Here is a 19,551-nt window from a genome sequence, read left to right as displayed (position 1 = left end):
TTAAAGTGGCCTATCCCATGTCATTCCTCATGTCGCAGCGGGTTTTTCATTAATGGATTGACCTCCGTGAAACTTATAAGTGGTTTTGTATTAAAATATTGAGCCTCTTTTGCCGATAAAAAGTGTATTGCATCATTTTTTTCGCGCATTCCGTTGAACGCTGTCGAATGCGGGACGCAGGAAGCACATTATACTCATGGATGAGGTGTGTAGGGAAACATGGAACTATCTACTATTGTTGGTCTTATTCTCGGTATCGTCTCCATTACGGTCGGTATGTATTTCAAAGGGGCTCCTTTATCAAACCTGATGAATCCCGCCGCTATTATGATTATTTTTGTCGGTACAGCGGCTTCGCTCTTCATTGCTTTCCCGATGAAAGAGTTGAAGAAATTTCCGAAGCTCATTGGCCTGACATTTAAAAAACAGCAGCTCGTCGACCGAGTTCAACTGATTCAAATGTTTATGGAATGGGCCAGCATTACCCGCCGCGAAGGCTTGCTGGCACTGGAGTCGCATATTGACGATATTCCCGATGAATTTCTTCGCAACGGAATGCGAATGATTATTGACGGTAACGATCAGGAGTTCGTTCGGGATGTGTTGATGGAAGATATCCACGAGACGGAAGAACGTCACCGTGCGGGAGCATTAATCTTCTCCCAAGCCGGAACGTATGCGCCGACGCTGGGGGTATTGGGCGCCGTTATCGGGCTGATCGCCGCTCTGGCGGATATGTCCGAGATGGAGCATCTGGCCAAGGCTATCGCAGCGGCTTTCGTAGCAACGCTGATGGGGATATTCACCGGTTATGTGCTGTGGCACCCGATTGCTAATAAGCTGAAGCGCCTGTCACATGGTGAAATCGAGATTCGTCTCATGATGGTAGAAGGATTGTTGTCGATTCAATCGGGAGTATCGACCATTGCCATTAACCAGAAGCTGTCTGTCTTCTTGACTCCGAAGGAACGTGCTGAAATGGGGTTAAAGGAGGCGGCTCGCAATGAGTAAGAAGCGCAGCCATCCTCACGAAGAGCATGTCGACGAATCTTGGCTTATACCCTATGCCGACATTTTAACACTGCTGCTTGCCCTATTTATCGTGTTATACGGTATGAGCGCGGTAGATGCGAAGAAATTCGAACAGATGAGCCAGGCATTCAATGTCGCCTTCAACACTGGCGGCGTAGGTATATTGGATGAAGCGGCGGTCATACGGTCGAACAGCTCCAGATCGGGCGAATTCGAACCTAACTCGTCCAAATCCCGCAATCGTGAGCAGGAGCAATATATGCTTCAGGCGAAGCATGAGCAGGAACAGCTTGAACAGCTGCAAAGCCAATTGAACAATTATATTGCCAGCAAAGGGCTGTCCGACCAACTCAACACGAAGCTGAATCATTCGGAGCTGAAGATTACGATTAAAGACAGCGCGCTCTATGATTCAGGCAAGGCGAGCCTGAAGAAGGACTCGAAGCAGCTGGCTCTCACCATTGGGGATATGCTGAAAAAGTATCAAGGGTATGAGGTAGTGATTAGCGGTCATACCGACAATCGGCCCATACGCAACAGCCGCTTTGAATCCAACTGGGATTTGAGCTCGGCGCGGGCACTCAGCTTTATGAAGGTCGTTCTGGAGCGTTCGGGTATGGACCCTAAGCTGTTCAAGGCCGTGGGGATGGGCGAATATCATCCGGTTGCAGACAATGCCACGGAAGAAGGCAAGGCGAAGAACCGCCGCGTCGAGGTATCTGTACTGCGTAAATTTACGGACAAGCAGGCTCCCGGAGTAAGCGGCGAAAGCGGCACTGGTTCCGAAAACGAATCGGCCGGAAACTAACTCAATGTATGCATGCATTTCCATATAAGGGTGCCCTGCACGTATGCGATAAAATCATTATCGTGTACGGCAGGGCACCCTGTATTTGTTTACATTGGAGCTCCACTTCGTAGAAGCGGGCACGACGTCTTCTGATCTTCCACAACTTCCACTGCCGGGAGTGCAATCGTTACTTCTGTCCCCTGATTCAGCTCGCTCGTAATGTCCATTGTTCCCCGATGATTATGAATGATGCGTTGACTGACCATTAAGCCAAGACCAGTTCCCTGTTCTTTGTTGGTAAAGAACGGATCACCCAGACGAGCCAGGTGAGCTGCTGGTATGCCAATGCCATAATCTTTAATGATAATGACCACCTCATTGGTTCCCCGAGCCTCCACGCGCAGCTCGATCTCCCCTTCGCTCGGCGTTGCCTCCATTCCGTTCTTAATAATGTTGATGAACACCTGCTTAAGCTGATTCTCTTCACAATTAACCAACGGAATTTCCTGATCGAAATGCTTCACGAATTCAATGTTATACAAGTGCGCTTGACTGTCTAATAGAGAAAGAACCTCCTGCAATATGATACGAACATCCTTCGCCTGGAAGCTTACTGCTTGCGGCTTCGCTAAAATGAGAAATTCACTGACGATGAGATTAATCCGGTCCAATTCCGACAGCATCATATCCACGTGCCCGTCGTTCATCCGCTTCGTCTGCTGCTGCAGCTGTAAAAATCCGCGCAGCGTCGTCAACGGGTTGCGGATTTCGTGCGCGACGCCCGCTGCCAATTGCCCGACTGTCGTCAGCTTCTCGGAGCGTCTGAGCAGCTCTTCCATCCGCTTACGGTTCGTCATATCCCGTGTAATGCTCGCCCAAGCGATGCATTCACCCGCTTCGTCATAAATTGGCGACGTGCTGACACTCACATCGAGCAGGTGCCCATCCTTCGTAAGCCGCGTCGTCTCTCTGATACTTACGGGATCGCCCGCCTGCAGCGACTCTTCGATCTTGCGTTCTTCGTCTCGCAAGTGCTCAGGTATATTAGGCAGCGAACTGCCGATTACCTCGTCTGTCGTCCAACCGTACATATCGACAAACGCTTGATTGACACGTTCGATTTGTCCATGCAAGTTCGTCACATGAATCGCATCTTTCGATTGGTTGATGAACGACTCCAGATGCTCCTTCATCGCCCGGTTCTCCTCATACAATGTCCGCAGCCGTTCGGTGGACATATCCAGATTACGTGCCATCGAGTTAATCCGCTGTGCAAGAAGTCCGAGCTCGTCCTTGCGCTCAATGTTCAATTTCGTATGAAAATGACCGACCGATATCATGTTTACTTTATTTAATATTGATTGAATCGGGCGAATCAGCATCCCAGACAATATATAACTGCTAATGAGAACGATCTCCAACAGTACGACGCCTATCGCGATATTCCGCATCAATTGATCATGCAGCGTCGCCATGAGCGAATCGGAATCCATCGCAATATTCAAAACATATGGCTTCTCAGCGTGGATCGGGATGAACCCTTTAATGATAGTCCTGTTACCGAACTGTCCTTCATAGAACAACGGCTTCGCTTGCTCCAGCGCTTCATCCACATACTGCTTGTCATGGCCATGCTTTAGATTATAGCTCCCATATAGCACTGCACTGTCCTGCTGACGAACAAATTGAATGCCGTCGTGACGCACGGTCAATTTCGGCGGTCTGTCGAATGTCTCCGGGTTGAGCGCAGCTATTTCAATGACGCTCGCTTGGGTCTTGACTGTCCGCTCGATTAGATTATCCGGCTTCGTCAGTTCAAGAAACGTATCCACTCGATCATCGCGGATATAAGGATTAATGATATAATCCCGCTTGCCATCGTAATAGTAGCCCCATTTATCAATATGATTCGGGTTGGACGTGGATACATCAAATGGACCGGACCAGAAATTCTTCAGCTTCTCCCCTTTTGCAATCGACACTTGTTGCGCCTCAAGCAGCTGTTGAAATGCTGTATGCCAGTATCCCCATTTTTTTGTGGACATCCCGATTTCGCTCGGATCCGAAGAACGCTCTATAATAATATCGCTGCTGTCAGGCACCGCACGAAGCAAAGACATATGGGAGATGCCTAGGTCTTTACAGATCGACTGTAGTTGCTCATTTGATACTTGGTCGATACGGGGAGGGAGTTTACCCGCTGCATACATGGAAGCCATTTGCAGCTTTTCTGCTAGCTGTACTTCAAATGACTTGGCGGTCAATCGAGATTGCTGAACGGATACATTGATTTGCTGTGCAATTACGTTCATACGCTGCTGTATTTCTTCGATAAGCTTGTCCTTGGTGACATTGTAGGTGAGGACCATATGAAGCAGAAGAACAACGAGTACAATGATGGATATGGAGATGGATAACTTGGCTTTGATTGAAAGTCGCATGCTTCACCTCTATCAGGTCTATCTTATCGCCTGTTCATAATGACGAATATTCCTGACAAATGTTGTATTTATTTGTAGCTTCTCTACGAATCATATCTTAATTTGCAGCGATTTGTCTATCGTTTTTGGATAATACTGCTGGAAGAGAGTATAATTGTAGCGTTCAGAGTATGATTGTGCGCCAAAAAATAGTTATCAACAACTTATTCACATAATGTGAACAGTTATGGATAATATGTGTATAATAGTGTGAGTAAATTTATACTTATCCACATACTTGTGCACAGAGTGTTAACAACGAATATTTGTTCGGGGAATAACGATTAGACTTTTGCACACCTTGGCGTCTACCCTCTAGCCGAGTCTGAAACGTTGTCCAAGAAAGGAAGTTTTTGGCTTGAACATGCAACCACTTGAACCGCAAGATATGAAGCAGCACGAGCATTGGATGCGTATCGCAATGGAAGAAGCGAAGAAAGCCGAAGCCATCGGTGAGGTGCCGATTGGCGCTATCGTCGTCCACGGAGATGACGTCATAGGGCGTGGCTACAATCTGCGCGAGACGACACTTGATTCCACTGCCCACGCAGAGATGATTGCCATAAGACAAGCGAGCGAAGCCTTGCAGGCATGGCGCCTGCTCGATTGCACATTATACGTAACTTTGGAGCCGTGTCCGATGTGCGCGGGAGCCATCGTGCAGTCACGCGTACCACGTGTCGTCTACGGGACGACTGATCCGAAGGCAGGCTGCGCAGGAACGCTTATGAATCTGCTGCAGGAGTCCCGTTTCAATCATCGTGCGGACGTGATCGATGGCATACTGCGTGACGAATGCGCGGCGATGCTGACCCAGTTTTTTCGCCGTCTGCGCAAAAAGGAGTAAACGCTCCCTCTTCCTGAATCCACTATCTTATCTACGACACAGCCGAGTCAAATGTCATTGCCTCACTGCCGCTCCTGTATGCCGAAGGTTAAGATTCAGATTAGAATAATAAAAAAAGTCGCCCCCGAGTCAGTAGATGACCCAGGAGGCGGCTTATATGGCGAGATACACTATTGAAGCTTGTCCATAACACGGTTCATCACAAGGGCCGCTTCAGCCCGGCTGACGGATTGCTTCGGTTGGAAGGTTCCGTCCGGATAACCCTTCACGAGATTATGGCCTGCTGCGATCTTCACTGCTTCGTGTGCCCACGGTGCTACGGCATCACGGTCTGTGAACGTTAATGCTTGCGCGCCGTCGGTCAGCTTCAGTGCGCGAACGATCATCACGGACAGTTCTTCGCGTGTAATCGAATCGTTCGGTTTGAACTGCTTCGCATCATTGCCCACGATGATGCCTTGCTGCGCTGCGGCTTCGATGAACCCTTTTGCCCAATAATTGTCATCCACATCGGCGAATTGGATAGAGCTTGCTTGGCCCGGGTTCAATTGCATCGCGCGCGCGAACATGGCTGCCGCTTCCGCACGCGTCATGCTTCGCTGCGGCTTGAACGTGCCATCTGGATAAGCAGTGATAACCTGCTCTTTAGCCAGACGTTGAATCGCGTCCTGTGCCCAGTGTCCGTTCAAATCAGTAAATGTAACAGGCTGCTTTGTATCATTTGTACCTTTATCGCCTGTTGTATTGTCTCCGGGTTTGTCACCGGATTTGTCAGTTGTCGTATCCGGTGTCGGTGTAACGGTCGTAGACGATGTGCTGTCATAGCTGCTGTTGCTGCTGTCTCCGTTGTCGCTTGAACCGTTGTTGCTGCTATTTCCATTATCGCTTGAACCGTTGTCGCCCAAGTTGCCATCGCCGTCTGTTGTCTTCGCATAGACGCCATGAGCTTCGAATTCATAAATGCGCGCAGCAACGTCTGCCCTGGTTTGAGACGGTTGCGTCGTAATCAGCTTTACGTAACGCGCATTTGTCAGCGGAATCTGATGTGTGGATACAGCCGAGCTGTTATCCGTCACCGTGACCGCATCCGTCCAATTCTCCCCATCATTGCTGAGTTGAATCTTGAATCCTCGTGTATTCAAGGATGGACCCTCACCGCCGCTTTCTGCGTGATGAATGACAAATTTGCTCAGCTTCGCATCTTTGCCCAAATCCACGGTCATCCAGTGAGGGAACTTGTCCTTCGTCGTATATACGGCACACCATTTACTGTTGTCTGTCACTTTGCCGTCCACAGCGAATTTCGGCGCTTCACCGTCACTGACGAAGCTGCTTGCGGTAACCTCCTTGCCGAGCGCCAAGTTGCGAGCCAGCGCAACTTCATCTCGAGTGACGCGGATGAATTGCTCTTGTCGCTTCACGTCTTCGCCCTCGCTATTTTTGACGGTCAAGATAACTGGATATGTTCCTTCCTTGTCATACACAACCACAGGGTTCGCATCCGTGCTGGACGAAGGTGTACCGCCTGGAAATTCCCAACTGCGAACTTCCGTTACTTCGGAAGACTTATCGATGAACTTCACAGCTTCGCCTGGCTCTACAATGACATGCTCTGCCGTGAAGTCAGCACTAGGCTTCGGATAAGCCGGCCATTCCATGTTGATTCGAGTTGACTCGCCACGTGTGAATTGCGGGCTAACTGCAACGACTTGGAGCGTTGAATGCGATTCTTTGCCTTCGCGGCGAATGTTCGATACGTAGTATGCTGAATTCGGCGTCGCGCCTAAGAACGCCTTCGAACCGTCCTGATTCACCCGGTACACTTCGTAGTGGTGCACATCACCGGACAATTTGTCCCAAGATAAGCGAATATCGCTATAAATGCCTTCCTTCACTTCGTTGTCGATAACGGATAAGTTCGTCACACCCGGAAGAACAGCTTGCTTCGATTCGTTATACACGGACAATTCACCAATGTTGACGGAGAAATCAGCAATGTCCTGCTTGCTGCCTACATATAGGGACACCTCGGAAATTTCACGCCCTGCAAAAGGTTTCAATGAGAACTTCATCGTATTCCATTGTCCTGGCTTGTACACGCTGTCCGTTACGGAAGCAGTGTGTTCCGGATCAGTTGCTGGTGTTGTCGCTGTTAACGTGTCCGCAGCGTGTCTGGCAGCTAGATCAGAAACTTGGCGATAAGTCGCAGCCGTAACAGTCCGCTGAACGGCTAGTGCACTATCTGCAATGCCTTCCGGATCGACAAGGACGACATCATTCAGTTGATCTTTGAAGGTGAGTCCAAGCTTCACGTCGAAATTGCTCGCATTTGAAAAATAGGTTGCGGATACGACAGTAGGCTCACTTACCGTCAAGTCTGCAGCGTACAGCTTCGCAGTCGTGCTGTTCTGTGGCGACAGATGTCCTTCAAGCTTCAATGAGCTTCCTCCGTAATATGCGCGGTCAAAGTCGAAGCCCGCTTTCAGCGGGTCGCCGTCGCTCTTCGTAATCCAGCGCCATGTCGGCATAATGTCCTGCAGACTCAAGTTGTTCCATGTCTTGTTGGACACGACGTCGCCTTGAACAATGAACTGCTTGCCATGACCCGTGTTGAAGTGCGTCACGAATGGCATGTCGTTGACGACGGATTTTTCCGCTATGTAATTAGAGACGCCTTTCCAATCCTTGCCGTCCTTGACCGGACGTTCTGGCGTGCCGTTCAAGCCAACCCAATACATTCTCTCTTTGTTATAGAAATCTTCCGAATCCTCCGAGTTATGGAACGTCGTCCAGTCTTGACGGTACAAGCCCACAGATGCGTCCTTGCTCTGTTCGAACAGCTTGTTCCAGTTCGGGTTGAAGCCGCTTGCTTGCTCGTCGATGCCGAACAGCAGGTCTTGAGGCTGGCGACCCAATTGCTGGGCTTTGTCAATGGAGCTGGCGACAGTGCCTTTCTTGAACCAGTTGAAGTTGACGAACATGTTGTCGGACACGCGTTGGCTGCCGTCCTGCAAGAACGATTCGTTCTTCTCGTTCAGAGCATCCTGCCAACTGACATTACCGTCTTTGACCATCGAATCGTACCAGAGCAGCTTCATGTTCGCAGGTTTATGTTCTTGGAAATATTTCATGAATTTCTGGACTTTAGCGGCATCTTCCTCGGTGCCATCATGTGTCTCTTGATTGATGAACCATCCGTCAAATCCGTAATATTCAGCGGCTTGAATTAATTTGTCAGCAATCGGAAAGCGGCCATTCTCTTCTTGAACGACTTCACGCAGCCACTCGATATCGCCGCCGTAAGCGTTCGGCGGGAAGAATATGGTGCCGAGCACCGGAACGCCGTTCTTATGCGCGGCATCGATGATGTCGGCGCTTGGTGCTACAATAATACCTTGCTTGGCAGAACCGCCCCATGCAACGTACTGATCAATGTACTGCCAATACCCGAATGCGTACGCGTGAAAGTCATCTGAGCCTTGGGAAGGGAACCCGATTGTATGCGCTTGCATACTAGCCAAATGAGTGACGCTGCGGTCCGGCGACGCCGTTCCATTGACGGGCTTGCCTTTAAAGCGATCTGCGAGCGGAATGCTTGATTTGTTGAATATATCATCTTTGTTTTCGCCAGGCTCCCATTGCTTCAGTTCTTGGGGGAACCAATACGGCGAATACGGTTGTTCGGCAAAAACATTTGGAGCAAATGCAGTCAAAGAGCTGCAGAGGAGTGTTGTTGCGAGCAAGACTTTCCATGGCGTATGCTTCTTCTTCATGTGAATTCTAACTCCTTTTCCGTAATGTAAACGCTTTAATTAATTGTGCTCCTTTATTCAAGGAATAGATAGTGTACAAACTAAAGGAACGTTGTATTTAATCCATGTAAGCGCTATTTTCAAGGATTTCAAAGGCAAAAGATGTAGTTTTTTGTATGCTGGGGTACAATGTCATGGGAGCACCCTAGAGAAAGCGCACATGCCCTGCCACATCAACAACAACAAAAAAACCGACCCACTTGGAGGGTCGGTTTTTGACGACGATATTAATATCCGCCGAACATTTGTTGCAGTTGATCCATTGTTACCACATCTGTTGGAATGCCGATTTTGAAATCCGCTTTTCCATTAATGTTCGTGTATTCGTTTGTAATGCGAGCAGCTACTTTCGCCTGTTGGCCATCCTCTGTAAACTCAAGGTTCGCCACGATTTGCTGATACGCAGGGAATTGATCTTTATCAATCGCCGTCGTCATGCTGAACTCGTTAATCTTCATCGTTTTCTTGATTTCCTCGATGCCCTTCTTCAGCTCGTTATCATCAGACTGAAGATCTTTCTTCATCGCATCAATATCAGATTGTTCCAATTTAAGCAGCTTGCGATATTCTTCTTTGCTCACCACTTCTGTCAAAGCTGGAACTGCGTCCTTTACAAAGGTTGTCATGAATTGATCAAAGCTCTCATTCGTTACGTTGAACTTCACAATTTCCTTTGCTTTTACTGTATCCGGCAAACCAGCATCTTTCTTGTCTACCTTCGAGAAGAATGTCTTCTCATCGAATTTGCTTACAATCGCTTTGAACAAGTCGTTGGAGAAATTCTGCATCGTCTTCATGTCAGCTGCGGTCGGAAGCGGCTCGCCTGTCTCTTCAGCCAACTGTTTCAAATCCATTTCGATGAATTTGCCGACCAGATCTTGCGGAAGTGGAAGGGTCGGAATATTAGGAACCTTCACCCAGATCTTATCTTGGTTCATGACGATTGGAAGTGTAAAGGTTAATGCCATATCGCCCTTCAAGTTAACTTCCAGATTCGCTTCCATCTGCAGCGGTTCCTGCTGCATGACACCGTTCACGCTCAGCTCGGCGTTCTTCAGCATGCTTATTACCATCTGCGCATTCGGATCCGTTGTGGTGCTTGCTGCATTTACTAAGAAATCATCAATTTTAATCGAACTATTAAAAGAATATGATTTCATTTCGAGCGACTTGCCAAAAGCGCCTTCTACCGCTTCCTTCGGATTGCTCTTCGCACCGCAACCCGTGATGATTAAAGCGAAGGCAAATACCAAGGCCAACGCGCCCTTCATCCATCTGTTCATTGAATTCAGCTCCCCTATCCATTTAAATGGTGTCTAAATTAACCCAATACATATTAACCTATACGTATGATTTTGAATATAGTTCCTTAGAAATATATTTAGTGAACATTCTCATTGACATGCGCAATGCGTCCTATTTATACCCACTCTAATGAATATCTTTCTTCTTAAAGCGCCCGCCCTTCACATCATGGATGTTGCCAATCGCCAGAAATGCTTGCGGATCATGCTCTTCCACAATAGATTTCAGCTTGGCTTCCTCCAGCCGGGTAATAACAGTAAAAATGACTTTCTTCTCATCACCCGAGTATCCGCCTTCTCCCTGCATGTACGTTACCCCGCGGCCAAGGCGGCTCAACAGCGCATCACCAATCGCTTTATGGTTGTCGCTAATAATCCAGACCGATTTGGAATCGTTTAAACCTTCCAATGTAATGTCAATCATCTTAAATGCGACGTAGTAGGCAATAAGCGAGTACATTGCCCGGTCCCATCCAAATACGAATCCAGCGCTGGATAGAATGAACAGGTTGAAAAACATGACGATTTCGCCGACAGAAAAAGGCGTCCTTTTATTCAGCAAAATGGCCACAATTTCCGTACCGTCCAACGATCCGCCAAAGCGAATGACCAGTCCTACGCCGATTCCAAGAATAATCCCTCCGAATACAGCTGCAAGAAACGTGTTCTCTGTAAATGCCGCTACAGGATGCAACAATGCCGTGCTTAACGACATAATTGCAACTCCAAGCAGCGTGGTGAGGGCAAACGTTTTGCCAATTTGCTTATACCCCATAATGAGAAATGGCAGATTCAAAATGAACAGAAATACTCCAAGCGGAACACCTATAATATGTGACAAAATAATGGAAATCCCCGTCACTCCGCCGTCCGTAATCTGATTCGGCACAAGAAACAGCTCCAGGCCCACCCCCATCAGCACGGCACCAATACTAACAAAGATTATACGTTTCAGTAGCTTCAATAGCCCTATACTCGTATGCTGCTGACGTTGTACGGACGCAATCGCTGCGGATTCTATCGCAGTCAGCTGCTCAATGGCCTGCTCCATCTCTTTCTGCTCCTGAGCCGCAGCTATCTCGGCTGAGTGCTGTGATAAAACGCTTCGATCTGATTGATCATATTCATTTTTGGGATTGGTCACCGCGTTCACCTCTCTTTAGTTACTTTTTTGTTACTAATATTATTATACCGAACTCAGAGGCAAGAATGGACCTAACGGATCAATTTTCCTGTAAAAAAATTAAAGAGCGCGGAACTTTCCCCATATCGCGGGAAAAAACCATGCTCTTCATCAAAGAAATTTCAGGATGTGCCGTGCAGTTCGTTCCTCACCCTTCCGGGTTGTTGTGATGCACGTGGTTGCCATTTTTCACTTTCTTCGAACCTGATAGCGGTTCTTGCATTGCACCGCGCTCATTGCCTGCGTGATGGCGGTTAGATTGATTCTTAGCCGCACTTGGTACCGGAACCGATTTCGACTTGCTCATAACTTCGTCGCTTCCTCTCTACAGTGTATTATAAATGCTCCAAATCAGTTGGCTTGTCATGATTCAACGCATCCTGATGACGGCGATCATTCCGATCCTGCTGTATTTGCTGGGATTGATGACTGTTGACGGGCGCCGCATCCAAATCTTTGACCACACCGCTCAAGTTTTTGTCCAAGCGGCCTTTGGCTTTCGTCATGTTCATTCCTCCTGAGTCATGATTCTCCATGGTGTGTTACATCGTGCAATTCTTGCGCGCATTCATGAATATGCCGCATGTAGTTCTGTGCCAGCTCCTGAATAACCTGCGTACGTTCATCCACATGCAAGCCGTCCCGTTCCACATCAAGTAATTGCAAGTCCACTTCCCGGGAGTCCACATAGGCACACTGGAAGTCGAACGAGTACATTTGACGGCCTGCGGTATCGATATGGATAAGAAGTCCTTGCGGGTTCGCACCGTCTGGCAAGACGGTTGCTCTGTCTCCCTGTTCCAGCTTTCTCGGCAGCGTCTGCTGCCATTCATGAACGAGTCTCGATTGATCGACTTGCACTGCCTCTTCCTTATTCATAAGACCCACACCTCCACTATTCAATAACAGTTTGCGGATGGGGTCATTATTTTATGCAGCAAAAAACCCACATCCAAAAAAGATGTGGGTTCCAATTACGAAGTATAATGGCGGAGAGGGTGGGATTCGAACCCACGTGGGCTTGCACCCTAACGGTTTTCAAGACCGCCCCGTTATGACCGCTTCGGTACCTCTCCGAACTATGACTGTCCGAAAGCAAATTCGAACAGTCATTATTCTATCATGATTCTGTCTATTATGCAACTATTACTGTTTCCTATTTCTTCTGATGAATGGCATCCAAGCCACCCATGTAAGGACGGAGCACTTCCGGAATCTCAATCGAGCCGTCTGCTTGCTGATAGTTCTCCATAATAGCCGCAACCGTACGTCCGATAGCAAGGCCCGAGCCATTCAACGTATGCACGAATTCCGGCTTCGACTTCGTATCGCGACGGAAACGAATGTTAGCGCGGCGCGCTTGGAAATCTTCGAAGTTGGAGCACGACGAAATCTCACGGTAGGTGCCGCTGCTCGGCAGCCACACTTCAAGATCGTACGTTTTGGCTGAACTGAAGCCAAGGTCTCCTGCACAGAGAGCCATTACACGGTATGGGAGCTTCAGCAGCTGCAAAATTTTCTCGGCATGTTCTGTTAACGATTCCAGCTCTGCATACGAATCCTCTGGCTTCACCAGCTTTACCATCTCAACCTTGTTGAACTGGTGCTGACGAATCAAGCCGCGTGTATCTCTTCCTGAAGCACCCGCTTCAGAACGGAAGCATGCACTGTACGCCGTATAATAACGCGGAACGTCTTCCAGATTGAGAATTTCATCCCGATGCAAGTTGGTCACCGGCACTTCTGCCGTTGGGATGAGATAATAATCCGTGCCCTGCAGCTTGAACAAATCCTCTTCGAACTTCGGCAGCTGACCAGTGCCGACCAAGCTGTCACGATTCACAATAAGCGGTGGAAGCACTTCTTCATAGCCGTGCTGCATCGTATGCACATCCAGCATGAAGCTAATTAGCGCACGCTCTAGACGCGCACCCGTTCCTTTGTAGAATACGAAGCGCGAGCCTGTCACCTTGCCTGCTCGCTCGAAGTCCAACACGCCCAAGTCCTGTGCCAAATCCCAGTGCGCCTTCGCTTCGAACTCGAATGATCTCGGTTCGTTCCAGCGACGGATTTCCACATTGTCATCTTCCGACAGACCGATAGGCACGCTCTCATGGGGAACATTCGGAATCGCTAGCGTCATTTCTTCCATCTGCGCTTCAATCAAGCGGATGTCTTCATCCAACGCTTTAATACGATCGCCGACTTCACGCATTTCGATAATGAGGTCGTCAGCCGATTCCCCAGCTTTCTTTTTCTTCGCCACGTCCTGCGATACGACGTTACGCCGATTTTTCAACTGCTCGGTCTCTTGAAGCATCTCCCGGCGGCGTGCGTCAAGCTCAGGAAATCCAGCAATCATGTCATGCGACTTGCCCCGATTCTGCAGCGCTTGCTCCACACGTCCGAACTCGTTTCTTAATAACTTAATGTCTAGCACTGACTGTCCCTCCTGCCAGAAACGGCTGAACCGCCCTTTCTCTGGAGACAAGGACATACCGTTTCTATCTATGCCATTTCAAATTTCAATCGTGATCCGATAAAAACACCTTAACCCTACCCTTAAGGGGAACGGAGTCAAGGTGTTTTGCTATTCCTTATCCTGCTACGTTCAGGTGCTGTTTAACCATTTCGGCAAAGTAACGATGCAGATTAGCATCATCCGTCAGTTCCGGATGGAACGAGCAAGCCAGCAGGTGCCCCTGTCTTGCCGTTACAATCTCGCCGTTCACTTCGCACAATACGTCTACATCAGCCCCCACCGCTTTAATGAGCGGCGCACGGATGAACACGGCTCGCACCGGCTCATCTATGCCGTGGACATTCAGGTCCGTCTCAAAGCTCTCCCGTTGGCGTCCGAAGGCATTGCGCAGCACCGTCATGTCCATCAGCCCCAAATGGGGCTCTTCCGGACCTTGCTGACTCTCAATATGGTTAGCCAGGACGATAAGACCCGCACACGTGCCGAAGATGGGCTTGCCTTGCGCCGAGAAGGCACGAATCGCATCAATAAAGCCGTACTTGCGCATCAGCTTGCCGATCGTCGTGCTTTCACCACCGGGAATCACAAGACCCTGAAGCTCGTCCAGCTGCTCCGGACGCTTGACGGCGACCGCCTTGACACCTGCCTCTTCCAAGCTCCGCATATGTTCTGCAACAGCGCCCTGCAGGGCTAACACTCCGATGTTCATCCGTGATTGACCTTCTTTCTGTCTTACCAGCCGCGGTCTTGCATGCGCTCCGACGGCGCCAGCTTTGAAATTTCAATCCCTTTCATCGGCGTACCCAAGTTCTTCGATACTTGCGCGATAAGGGCATAATCTTGATAATGCGTCGTTGCTTCCACGATTGCGCGTGCAAACTTCTCTGGGCTATCCGATTTGAAAATACCGGAGCCAACAAATACGCCGTCCGCACCCAAATGCATCATGAGCGCTGCGTCCGATGGTGTTGCTATACCGCCGGCTGCAAAGTTAACGACCGGCAGCTTGCCGCTCTCATGAATTTGAAGCAGCAGATCATAGGAAACGCCCAAATTTTTCGCTTCCGCATACAGCTCGTCCTTCGACGAATTCTGGATTTTGCGGATCTGACTGTTGATCAGGCGCATATGACGAACCGCTTCTACGATGTTGCCTGTGCCAGGCTCGCCTTTCGTACGGAGCATAGCCGCACCTTCACCGATACGACGAAGCGCTTCTCCCAAGTCTTTCGCGCCGCATACGAACGGAATCGTAAATTCATTTTTGTCGATATGGAACACTTCATCCGCCGGTGTTAATACTTCCGACTCATCAATATAATCAACGCCAAGCGACTCCAGTACTTTCGCTTCTACATAATGGCCAATTCGCGCTTTCGCCATAACCGGAATGGAGACGACTTTCATCACTTCTTCGACGATGGTCGGGTCTGCCATACGAGCTACGCCGCCCGCCGCACGGATATCCGAAGGAACGCGTTCCAAGGCCATAACCGCTGTTGCGCCGGCCGCTTCCGCAATCTTTGCTTGCTCTGCATTCATGACGTCCATGATGACGCCGCCTTTTTGCATTTCCGCCATACCACGTTTGACTCGAGCTGTACCTGTTTCCATCTTTGTATGCCCCCTGCCATTACTCATATTAACTTGCCGTTACTTAACCGATACGAATCATCGTCCTATAGACGACACGACCTGCCAAATCAAGGTTCATTCACTTATTTTACATGATACGCCATAGGATAGACAACCAATATTGTCGGAATTGACAAATAGATTGCCTTTATTCGTGCAGATTAGAACAAATTTTTAATCGATTTGAACAAATCTACAAAAAAGTCCCCAATGGCGCGGAAAAACAGACGCCACCAGCTTCCCTTCTCCACATCCTCTGACGCGATCAGGTTGACCGTTTGTTTCTGTTCCACATCTTTATCTTTATACGTAAAGGTAATCGTTCCGACTTTTTGCCCGTTTTTAATCGGAGCAACCAACTCATTTTCCGGGATTAGCTTCTCGGCATGCGTAATCTTGTCGTCTACCTTGGCACCTTTCGGCACAACAAACGCTACGCCCGATTCGGTTACAATCGGAACTTGCGTCTTGACGCCCTTCTTAATCGGCGCTTCCTCCACGCCGGCGACGACTTTCTTCGGAGCCACGACGCTCTTCACCTCATAGCTGGTGAAGCCGTGGTCGAGCAGCTTCTGCGTCTGCACGAAACGCTCGCTCTTCGAGCTTGTCCCCATAACGACCGAGATTAGGCGCATGTTATCACGCACTGCCGTACCCGCAAAGGTATATTTGGCTTGATCAGTGAACCCCGTCTTCATTCCATCTAATCCTTGATAGGCGTAGCGCTTGAAGTTCGTAATATTTTTGTTCGCTTCCAGCATCCAATTCAAGTTCGTTATCGGCGTCTGATCGCGCTCGCGGAACTTAAACGATTGAATTGTCGTGAACTCGCTGAATTCTGGATGTTCGACGACAATAGCACGCACAAGCGTGGCGACGTCCATTGCAGACATTACCGTCTCATCAGTGCCTTCAGGACGATAGTCCTTGGGCATATCATTCCTTCCAAGTCCAGTGGAGTTGATGAAATGCGCCGTAGACATGCCTAATCTCTTCGCCGTTTCGTTCATCAGCTTGACGAATTCAGGTTCCGATCCCGCAATGTGTTCTGCCAGCGCAACGGTGGCATCATTGGCAGAGCCAATCGCCATGGCGATGTATAAATCACGTACCTTATGCTTATCTCCCTGGGCCAAGAAAATACGGGAACCTTCAGTCAGGGAAGCATGCTCAAGCGTTGTCACCTCGTCGTCCCAACTGAGCTCCTTGTTCCCTACCTTTTCCATAACGATATACTCAGTCATCATCTTCGTCATGCTTGCCGGAGGCTTAGGCGAGTTCGAATCAATATCTACAAGCACTTGTCCCGTGCTGGCTTCCATTAAGATTGCAGAGGTCACTTCTAAACCGAGCGACGTCGCCGTCGCTTTTGGAGCTGGAGCTGAGGCATCTTTCTTCGCTGCAGCTTGTTCCCCTTTCGCTGCAGTTGCTGCCGCTTCGGCAACCACCATTCCTGCTGAAGGCAGTAAGGCAAAGCTTAATATTTGACATGCGGTAACAATCGCGACCGCTCGTTTCCATGTTGTACGTCTAGATGTTTGTTTGTGCTTCAACACCACGACAACTCCTCTCCTGTATTATCCCACATGAAGTTATTCTAACATAGCGGGACACGCAAAAAAAAGACAGGGTTGTAATACCCTGCCTTTCTTTGTCGAATCTGCACGAAATGATTCAAGTTACAAGGAATAGTTTGGAGCTTCCTTCGTAATTTGCACATCGTGCGGATGGCTTTCCCGAAGACCTGCACCCGAAATTTTGACGAAATACGTATCGTTTTGCAATTCGTGCAAATTATTCGTTCCGCAGTAACCCATACCCGCTCTAAGACCACCGAGAAGCTGATGAATCGTATCGGCAAGCGGCCCTTTATAAGCAACACGTCCCTCGATTCCTTCTGGAACGAGCTTCTTCTCATTGTCATTGTCCTGGAAATAGCGATCCTTGCTTCCTTGCTTCATAGCGCCGAGGGAACCCATCCCACGGTATACCTTGAAGCGGCGTCCTTGATAAATCTCGGATTCGCCTGGACTCTCTTCTGTACCTGCGAACAAGCTGCCAAGCATAACTGCGCCTGCGCCTGCCGCAATAGCTTTCGTTATATCACCGGAATATTTGATGCCGCCGTCTGCGATAACCGGAATGCCGTATTCACGCGCTACCGCTGCACAATCGTACACTGCCGTAACTTGTGGCACACCAATACCCGCAATGACACGTGTTGTACAGATAGAGCCTGGCCCGATACCGACTTTAACGACGGACGCTCCAGCTTCGATCAAGTCGCGAGTCGCGTCACCTGTTGCGACGTTGCCCGCGATAATCGTCAACTCTGGATATAAGCCGCGCAATTTGCGGACGGCTTCAATAATGTTGATATGATGGCCGTGAGCCGAGTCGACGACAATGACGTCCACGCCCGCTTGAACAAGCGCTTCTGCACGCTCATACGTATCTTTCGAAATCCCTATCGCCGCGCCGCACAGGAGACGCCCTTGCTCGTCTTTCGCTGCATTCGGGTATTGAATCGCTTTTTCGATATCTTTAATGGTAATGAGACCTTTCAACGTGTTCGTCTCATCTACCAGCGGCAGCTTCTCAATCTTGTGCTGCTGCAAAATAACTTCCGCTTCCTCGAGCGTCGTTCCGACAGCTGCCGTCACTAAGTTATCATGCGTCATAACTTCCTTAATGAGAATACTGAAGTCATGCACGAAGCGAAGGTCACGGTTCGTTAAAATGCCGACCAGCTTATAATTGTCATCGACAATCGGCACACCGGAAATACGATATTTGGCCATCAAGCGATCAGCCTCTTCTACCGTATGTTCAGGCGACAAAGAGAACGGATTGGTAATGACACCACTCTCCGAACGCTTAACGCGGTCAACTTCCTCGGCTTGCTGTTCAATTGGCATATTTTTGTGAACAATACCAATTCCGCCTTCACGTGCAATTGCGATGGCAAGCGGAGCCTCGGTAACCGTGTCCATACCTGCGCTAATCAAAGGAATATTTAACTTCACTTTGCTGCTTAAGCGTGTCGATACATCTGTTTCTCGTGGCAATACACTCGATTTACGCGGCACCAACAGCACATCGTCAAATGTTAAACCTTCCTTTACAAACTTAGATTCCCACACCAGAAAGTTCCTCCCTTGATTTAAATTGGCGATCCATCGGCTGAACCCTTGTGAGACGGGGCTTGTCCTCCGATTTACGTCATCTCTCTGAATATATTATTGCAATCTTAGCAAAGCGGTATAAGGCTGTCAAGAATAAGTGGCTTTTAATGAAATGGATGTTTCAATGCTTTTCAATAATTTTCAAAATCTAGAGTGTCCTCCCCACGTATACAAATCAAATTACTGCTAATTAGTATGAGAAAGGTCGCACTGTATCATTCTTTCACTCAACCAAAATGGCTGCAAAAATGAAAAATAGCACGTTCCACCTACTGCCAGACTTCATATTTGTGAAGGTGCTTCCAGATTTTGATGGGCTGTAGATGCATAATTACTATAATATACCTAAGAATAGACTAGCATTTGACTGAAATCTTTGCGAAAGAAAAGGATAAGTTGGTCTTACCTAAAGACAAGATTCACTCATACGACGATTGGGGGACGCGATCTTACCTGCAAAAGTACATATAACGTGCCCATTGCGTCTATTTTTCCTTATGAGCTGCAATAGTGTTGATTTCCTTTGTTTCACACCTATAAGGGAAAGTAACAGCAGGAGCAGATACGTGCTTGTATACAAAAAATCCACTGACATGAGTCAGTGGATTTCGTCTGCTTGGCAACGTCCTACTCTCCCGGGACCCTGCGGTCCAAGTACCATCGGCGCTGGAGGGCTTAACGGTCGTGTTCGGGATGGGTACGCGTGGAACCCCTCCGCTATCGCCACCAAACAGGTATTCAAGGGTTTGCACCTTGAAAACTGAACGCGAAAGTTTCAACTGCTTCGAATCATTATTGCTT

General features: G+C 48.7%; 15 protein-coding genes, 1 tRNA gene and 1 rRNA gene. 3 read left to right on the top strand and 14 right to left on the bottom strand.

Annotation, left to right across the window (positions count from 1 at the left end):
- The first annotated feature begins 219 nt into the window (after positions 1-219).
- The gene (gene motA / locus LQV63_RS22830; protein WP_233698424.1) at positions 220-1,011 is read left to right on the top strand and encodes a flagellar motor stator protein MotA; all 792 of its coding nucleotides are present in this window, start codon (positions 220-222) and stop codon (positions 1,009-1,011) included.
- Complete coding sequence (locus LQV63_RS22825) at positions 1,004-1,840, top strand: flagellar motor protein MotB (RefSeq protein WP_233698423.1); 837 nt, start codon at positions 1,004-1,006, stop codon at positions 1,838-1,840. Before motA ends, LQV63_RS22825 begins: the two co-directional genes overlap by 8 nt.
- An 89-nt stretch (positions 1,841-1,929) precedes the next feature.
- Here LQV63_RS22825 and LQV63_RS22820 read toward each other — a convergent pair whose 3' ends face one another.
- Positions 1,930-4,263, bottom strand: a complete 2,334-nt coding sequence (locus LQV63_RS22820) for an ATP-binding protein (protein WP_233698422.1) — start codon at positions 4,261-4,263, stop codon at positions 1,930-1,932.
- Between the two features lie 403 nt (positions 4,264-4,666).
- Between LQV63_RS22820 and tadA the strand changes: the two genes are divergently transcribed.
- A complete protein-coding gene (gene tadA, locus LQV63_RS22815) occupies positions 4,667-5,149 on the top strand; it encodes a tRNA adenosine(34) deaminase TadA (protein ID WP_036704050.1) in 483 nt (160 codons plus the stop codon).
- Between the two features lie 170 nt (positions 5,150-5,319).
- Here the strand turns inward: tadA and LQV63_RS22810 are convergent, their stop codons facing one another.
- The 13 genes from LQV63_RS22810 to rrf all read right to left on the bottom strand — a co-directional run bounded on the left by LQV63_RS22810 (position 5,320) and on the right by rrf (position 19,481).
- Positions 5,320-8,922: an endo-beta-N-acetylglucosaminidase gene (locus LQV63_RS22810; RefSeq protein WP_233698421.1), complete on the bottom strand. Its 3,603-nt coding sequence runs from the start codon at positions 8,920-8,922 to the stop codon at positions 5,320-5,322.
- Between the two features lie 266 nt (positions 8,923-9,188).
- Positions 9,189-10,244 (bottom strand): DUF6612 family protein, encoded by a 1,056-nt coding sequence (locus LQV63_RS22805; protein WP_233698420.1) that lies wholly within the window; start codon positions 10,242-10,244, stop codon positions 9,189-9,191.
- Positions 10,245-10,392: 148 nt separating this feature from the next.
- Positions 10,393-11,316 carry a YitT family protein gene (locus LQV63_RS22800; RefSeq protein ID WP_233698461.1) on the bottom strand — a complete coding sequence of 308 codons (924 nt, stop codon included), beginning with the start codon at positions 11,314-11,316 and terminating at the stop codon, positions 10,393-10,395.
- Between the two features lie 280 nt (positions 11,317-11,596).
- Entirely contained in the window at positions 11,597-11,755 is a 159-nt protein-coding gene (locus LQV63_RS22795) for a small acid-soluble spore protein P (protein WP_019421144.1), read from the bottom strand.
- Positions 11,756-11,783: 28 nt separating this feature from the next.
- Positions 11,784-11,954 carry a hypothetical protein gene (locus LQV63_RS22790; protein ID WP_019421143.1) on the bottom strand — a complete coding sequence of 57 codons (171 nt, stop codon included), beginning with the start codon at positions 11,952-11,954 and terminating at the stop codon, positions 11,784-11,786.
- Positions 11,955-11,970: 16 nt separating this feature from the next.
- Positions 11,971-12,327, bottom strand: coding sequence for a hypothetical protein (locus LQV63_RS22785; protein WP_233698419.1), 357 nt, complete (start codon positions 12,325-12,327; stop codon positions 11,971-11,973).
- Positions 12,328-12,435: 108 nt separating this feature from the next.
- A tRNA-Ser gene (locus tag LQV63_RS22780) sits at positions 12,436-12,524 on the bottom strand.
- 80 nt (positions 12,525-12,604) lie between these two features.
- Complete coding sequence (gene serS / locus LQV63_RS22775) at positions 12,605-13,888, bottom strand: serine--tRNA ligase (protein WP_233698418.1); 1,284 nt, start codon at positions 13,886-13,888, stop codon at positions 12,605-12,607.
- A gap of 157 nt (positions 13,889-14,045) precedes the next feature.
- Entirely contained in the window at positions 14,046-14,639 is a 594-nt protein-coding gene (gene pdxT, locus LQV63_RS22770; RefSeq protein WP_019421140.1) for a pyridoxal 5'-phosphate synthase glutaminase subunit PdxT, read from the bottom strand.
- Between the two features lie 23 nt (positions 14,640-14,662).
- Positions 14,663-15,544 carry a pyridoxal 5'-phosphate synthase lyase subunit PdxS gene (pdxS, locus tag LQV63_RS22765; RefSeq protein WP_233698417.1) on the bottom strand — a complete coding sequence of 294 codons (882 nt, stop codon included), beginning with the start codon at positions 15,542-15,544 and terminating at the stop codon, positions 14,663-14,665.
- A gap of 182 nt (positions 15,545-15,726) precedes the next feature.
- Positions 15,727-17,124, bottom strand: a complete 1,398-nt coding sequence (locus LQV63_RS22760; protein WP_233698416.1) for a D-alanyl-D-alanine carboxypeptidase family protein — start codon at positions 17,122-17,124, stop codon at positions 15,727-15,729.
- Positions 17,125-17,244: 120 nt separating this feature from the next.
- Positions 17,245-18,708, bottom strand: coding sequence for an IMP dehydrogenase (guaB, locus tag LQV63_RS22755; protein WP_019421137.1), 1,464 nt, complete (start codon positions 18,706-18,708; stop codon positions 17,245-17,247).
- Positions 18,709-19,364: 656 nt separating this feature from the next.
- Positions 19,365-19,481 (bottom strand): 5S ribosomal RNA (rrf, locus tag LQV63_RS22750).
- Positions 19,482-19,551: the final 70 nt, after the last annotated feature.

The organism is Paenibacillus profundus, assembly GCF_021369635.1.
GTDB classification, from domain to species: domain Bacteria; phylum Bacillota; class Bacilli; order Paenibacillales; family Paenibacillaceae; genus Paenibacillus_B; species Paenibacillus_B profundus.
The sequence above is the reverse complement of the archived record's forward strand: the minus strand, read 5'-3'. Positions and strand labels throughout refer to the sequence as shown.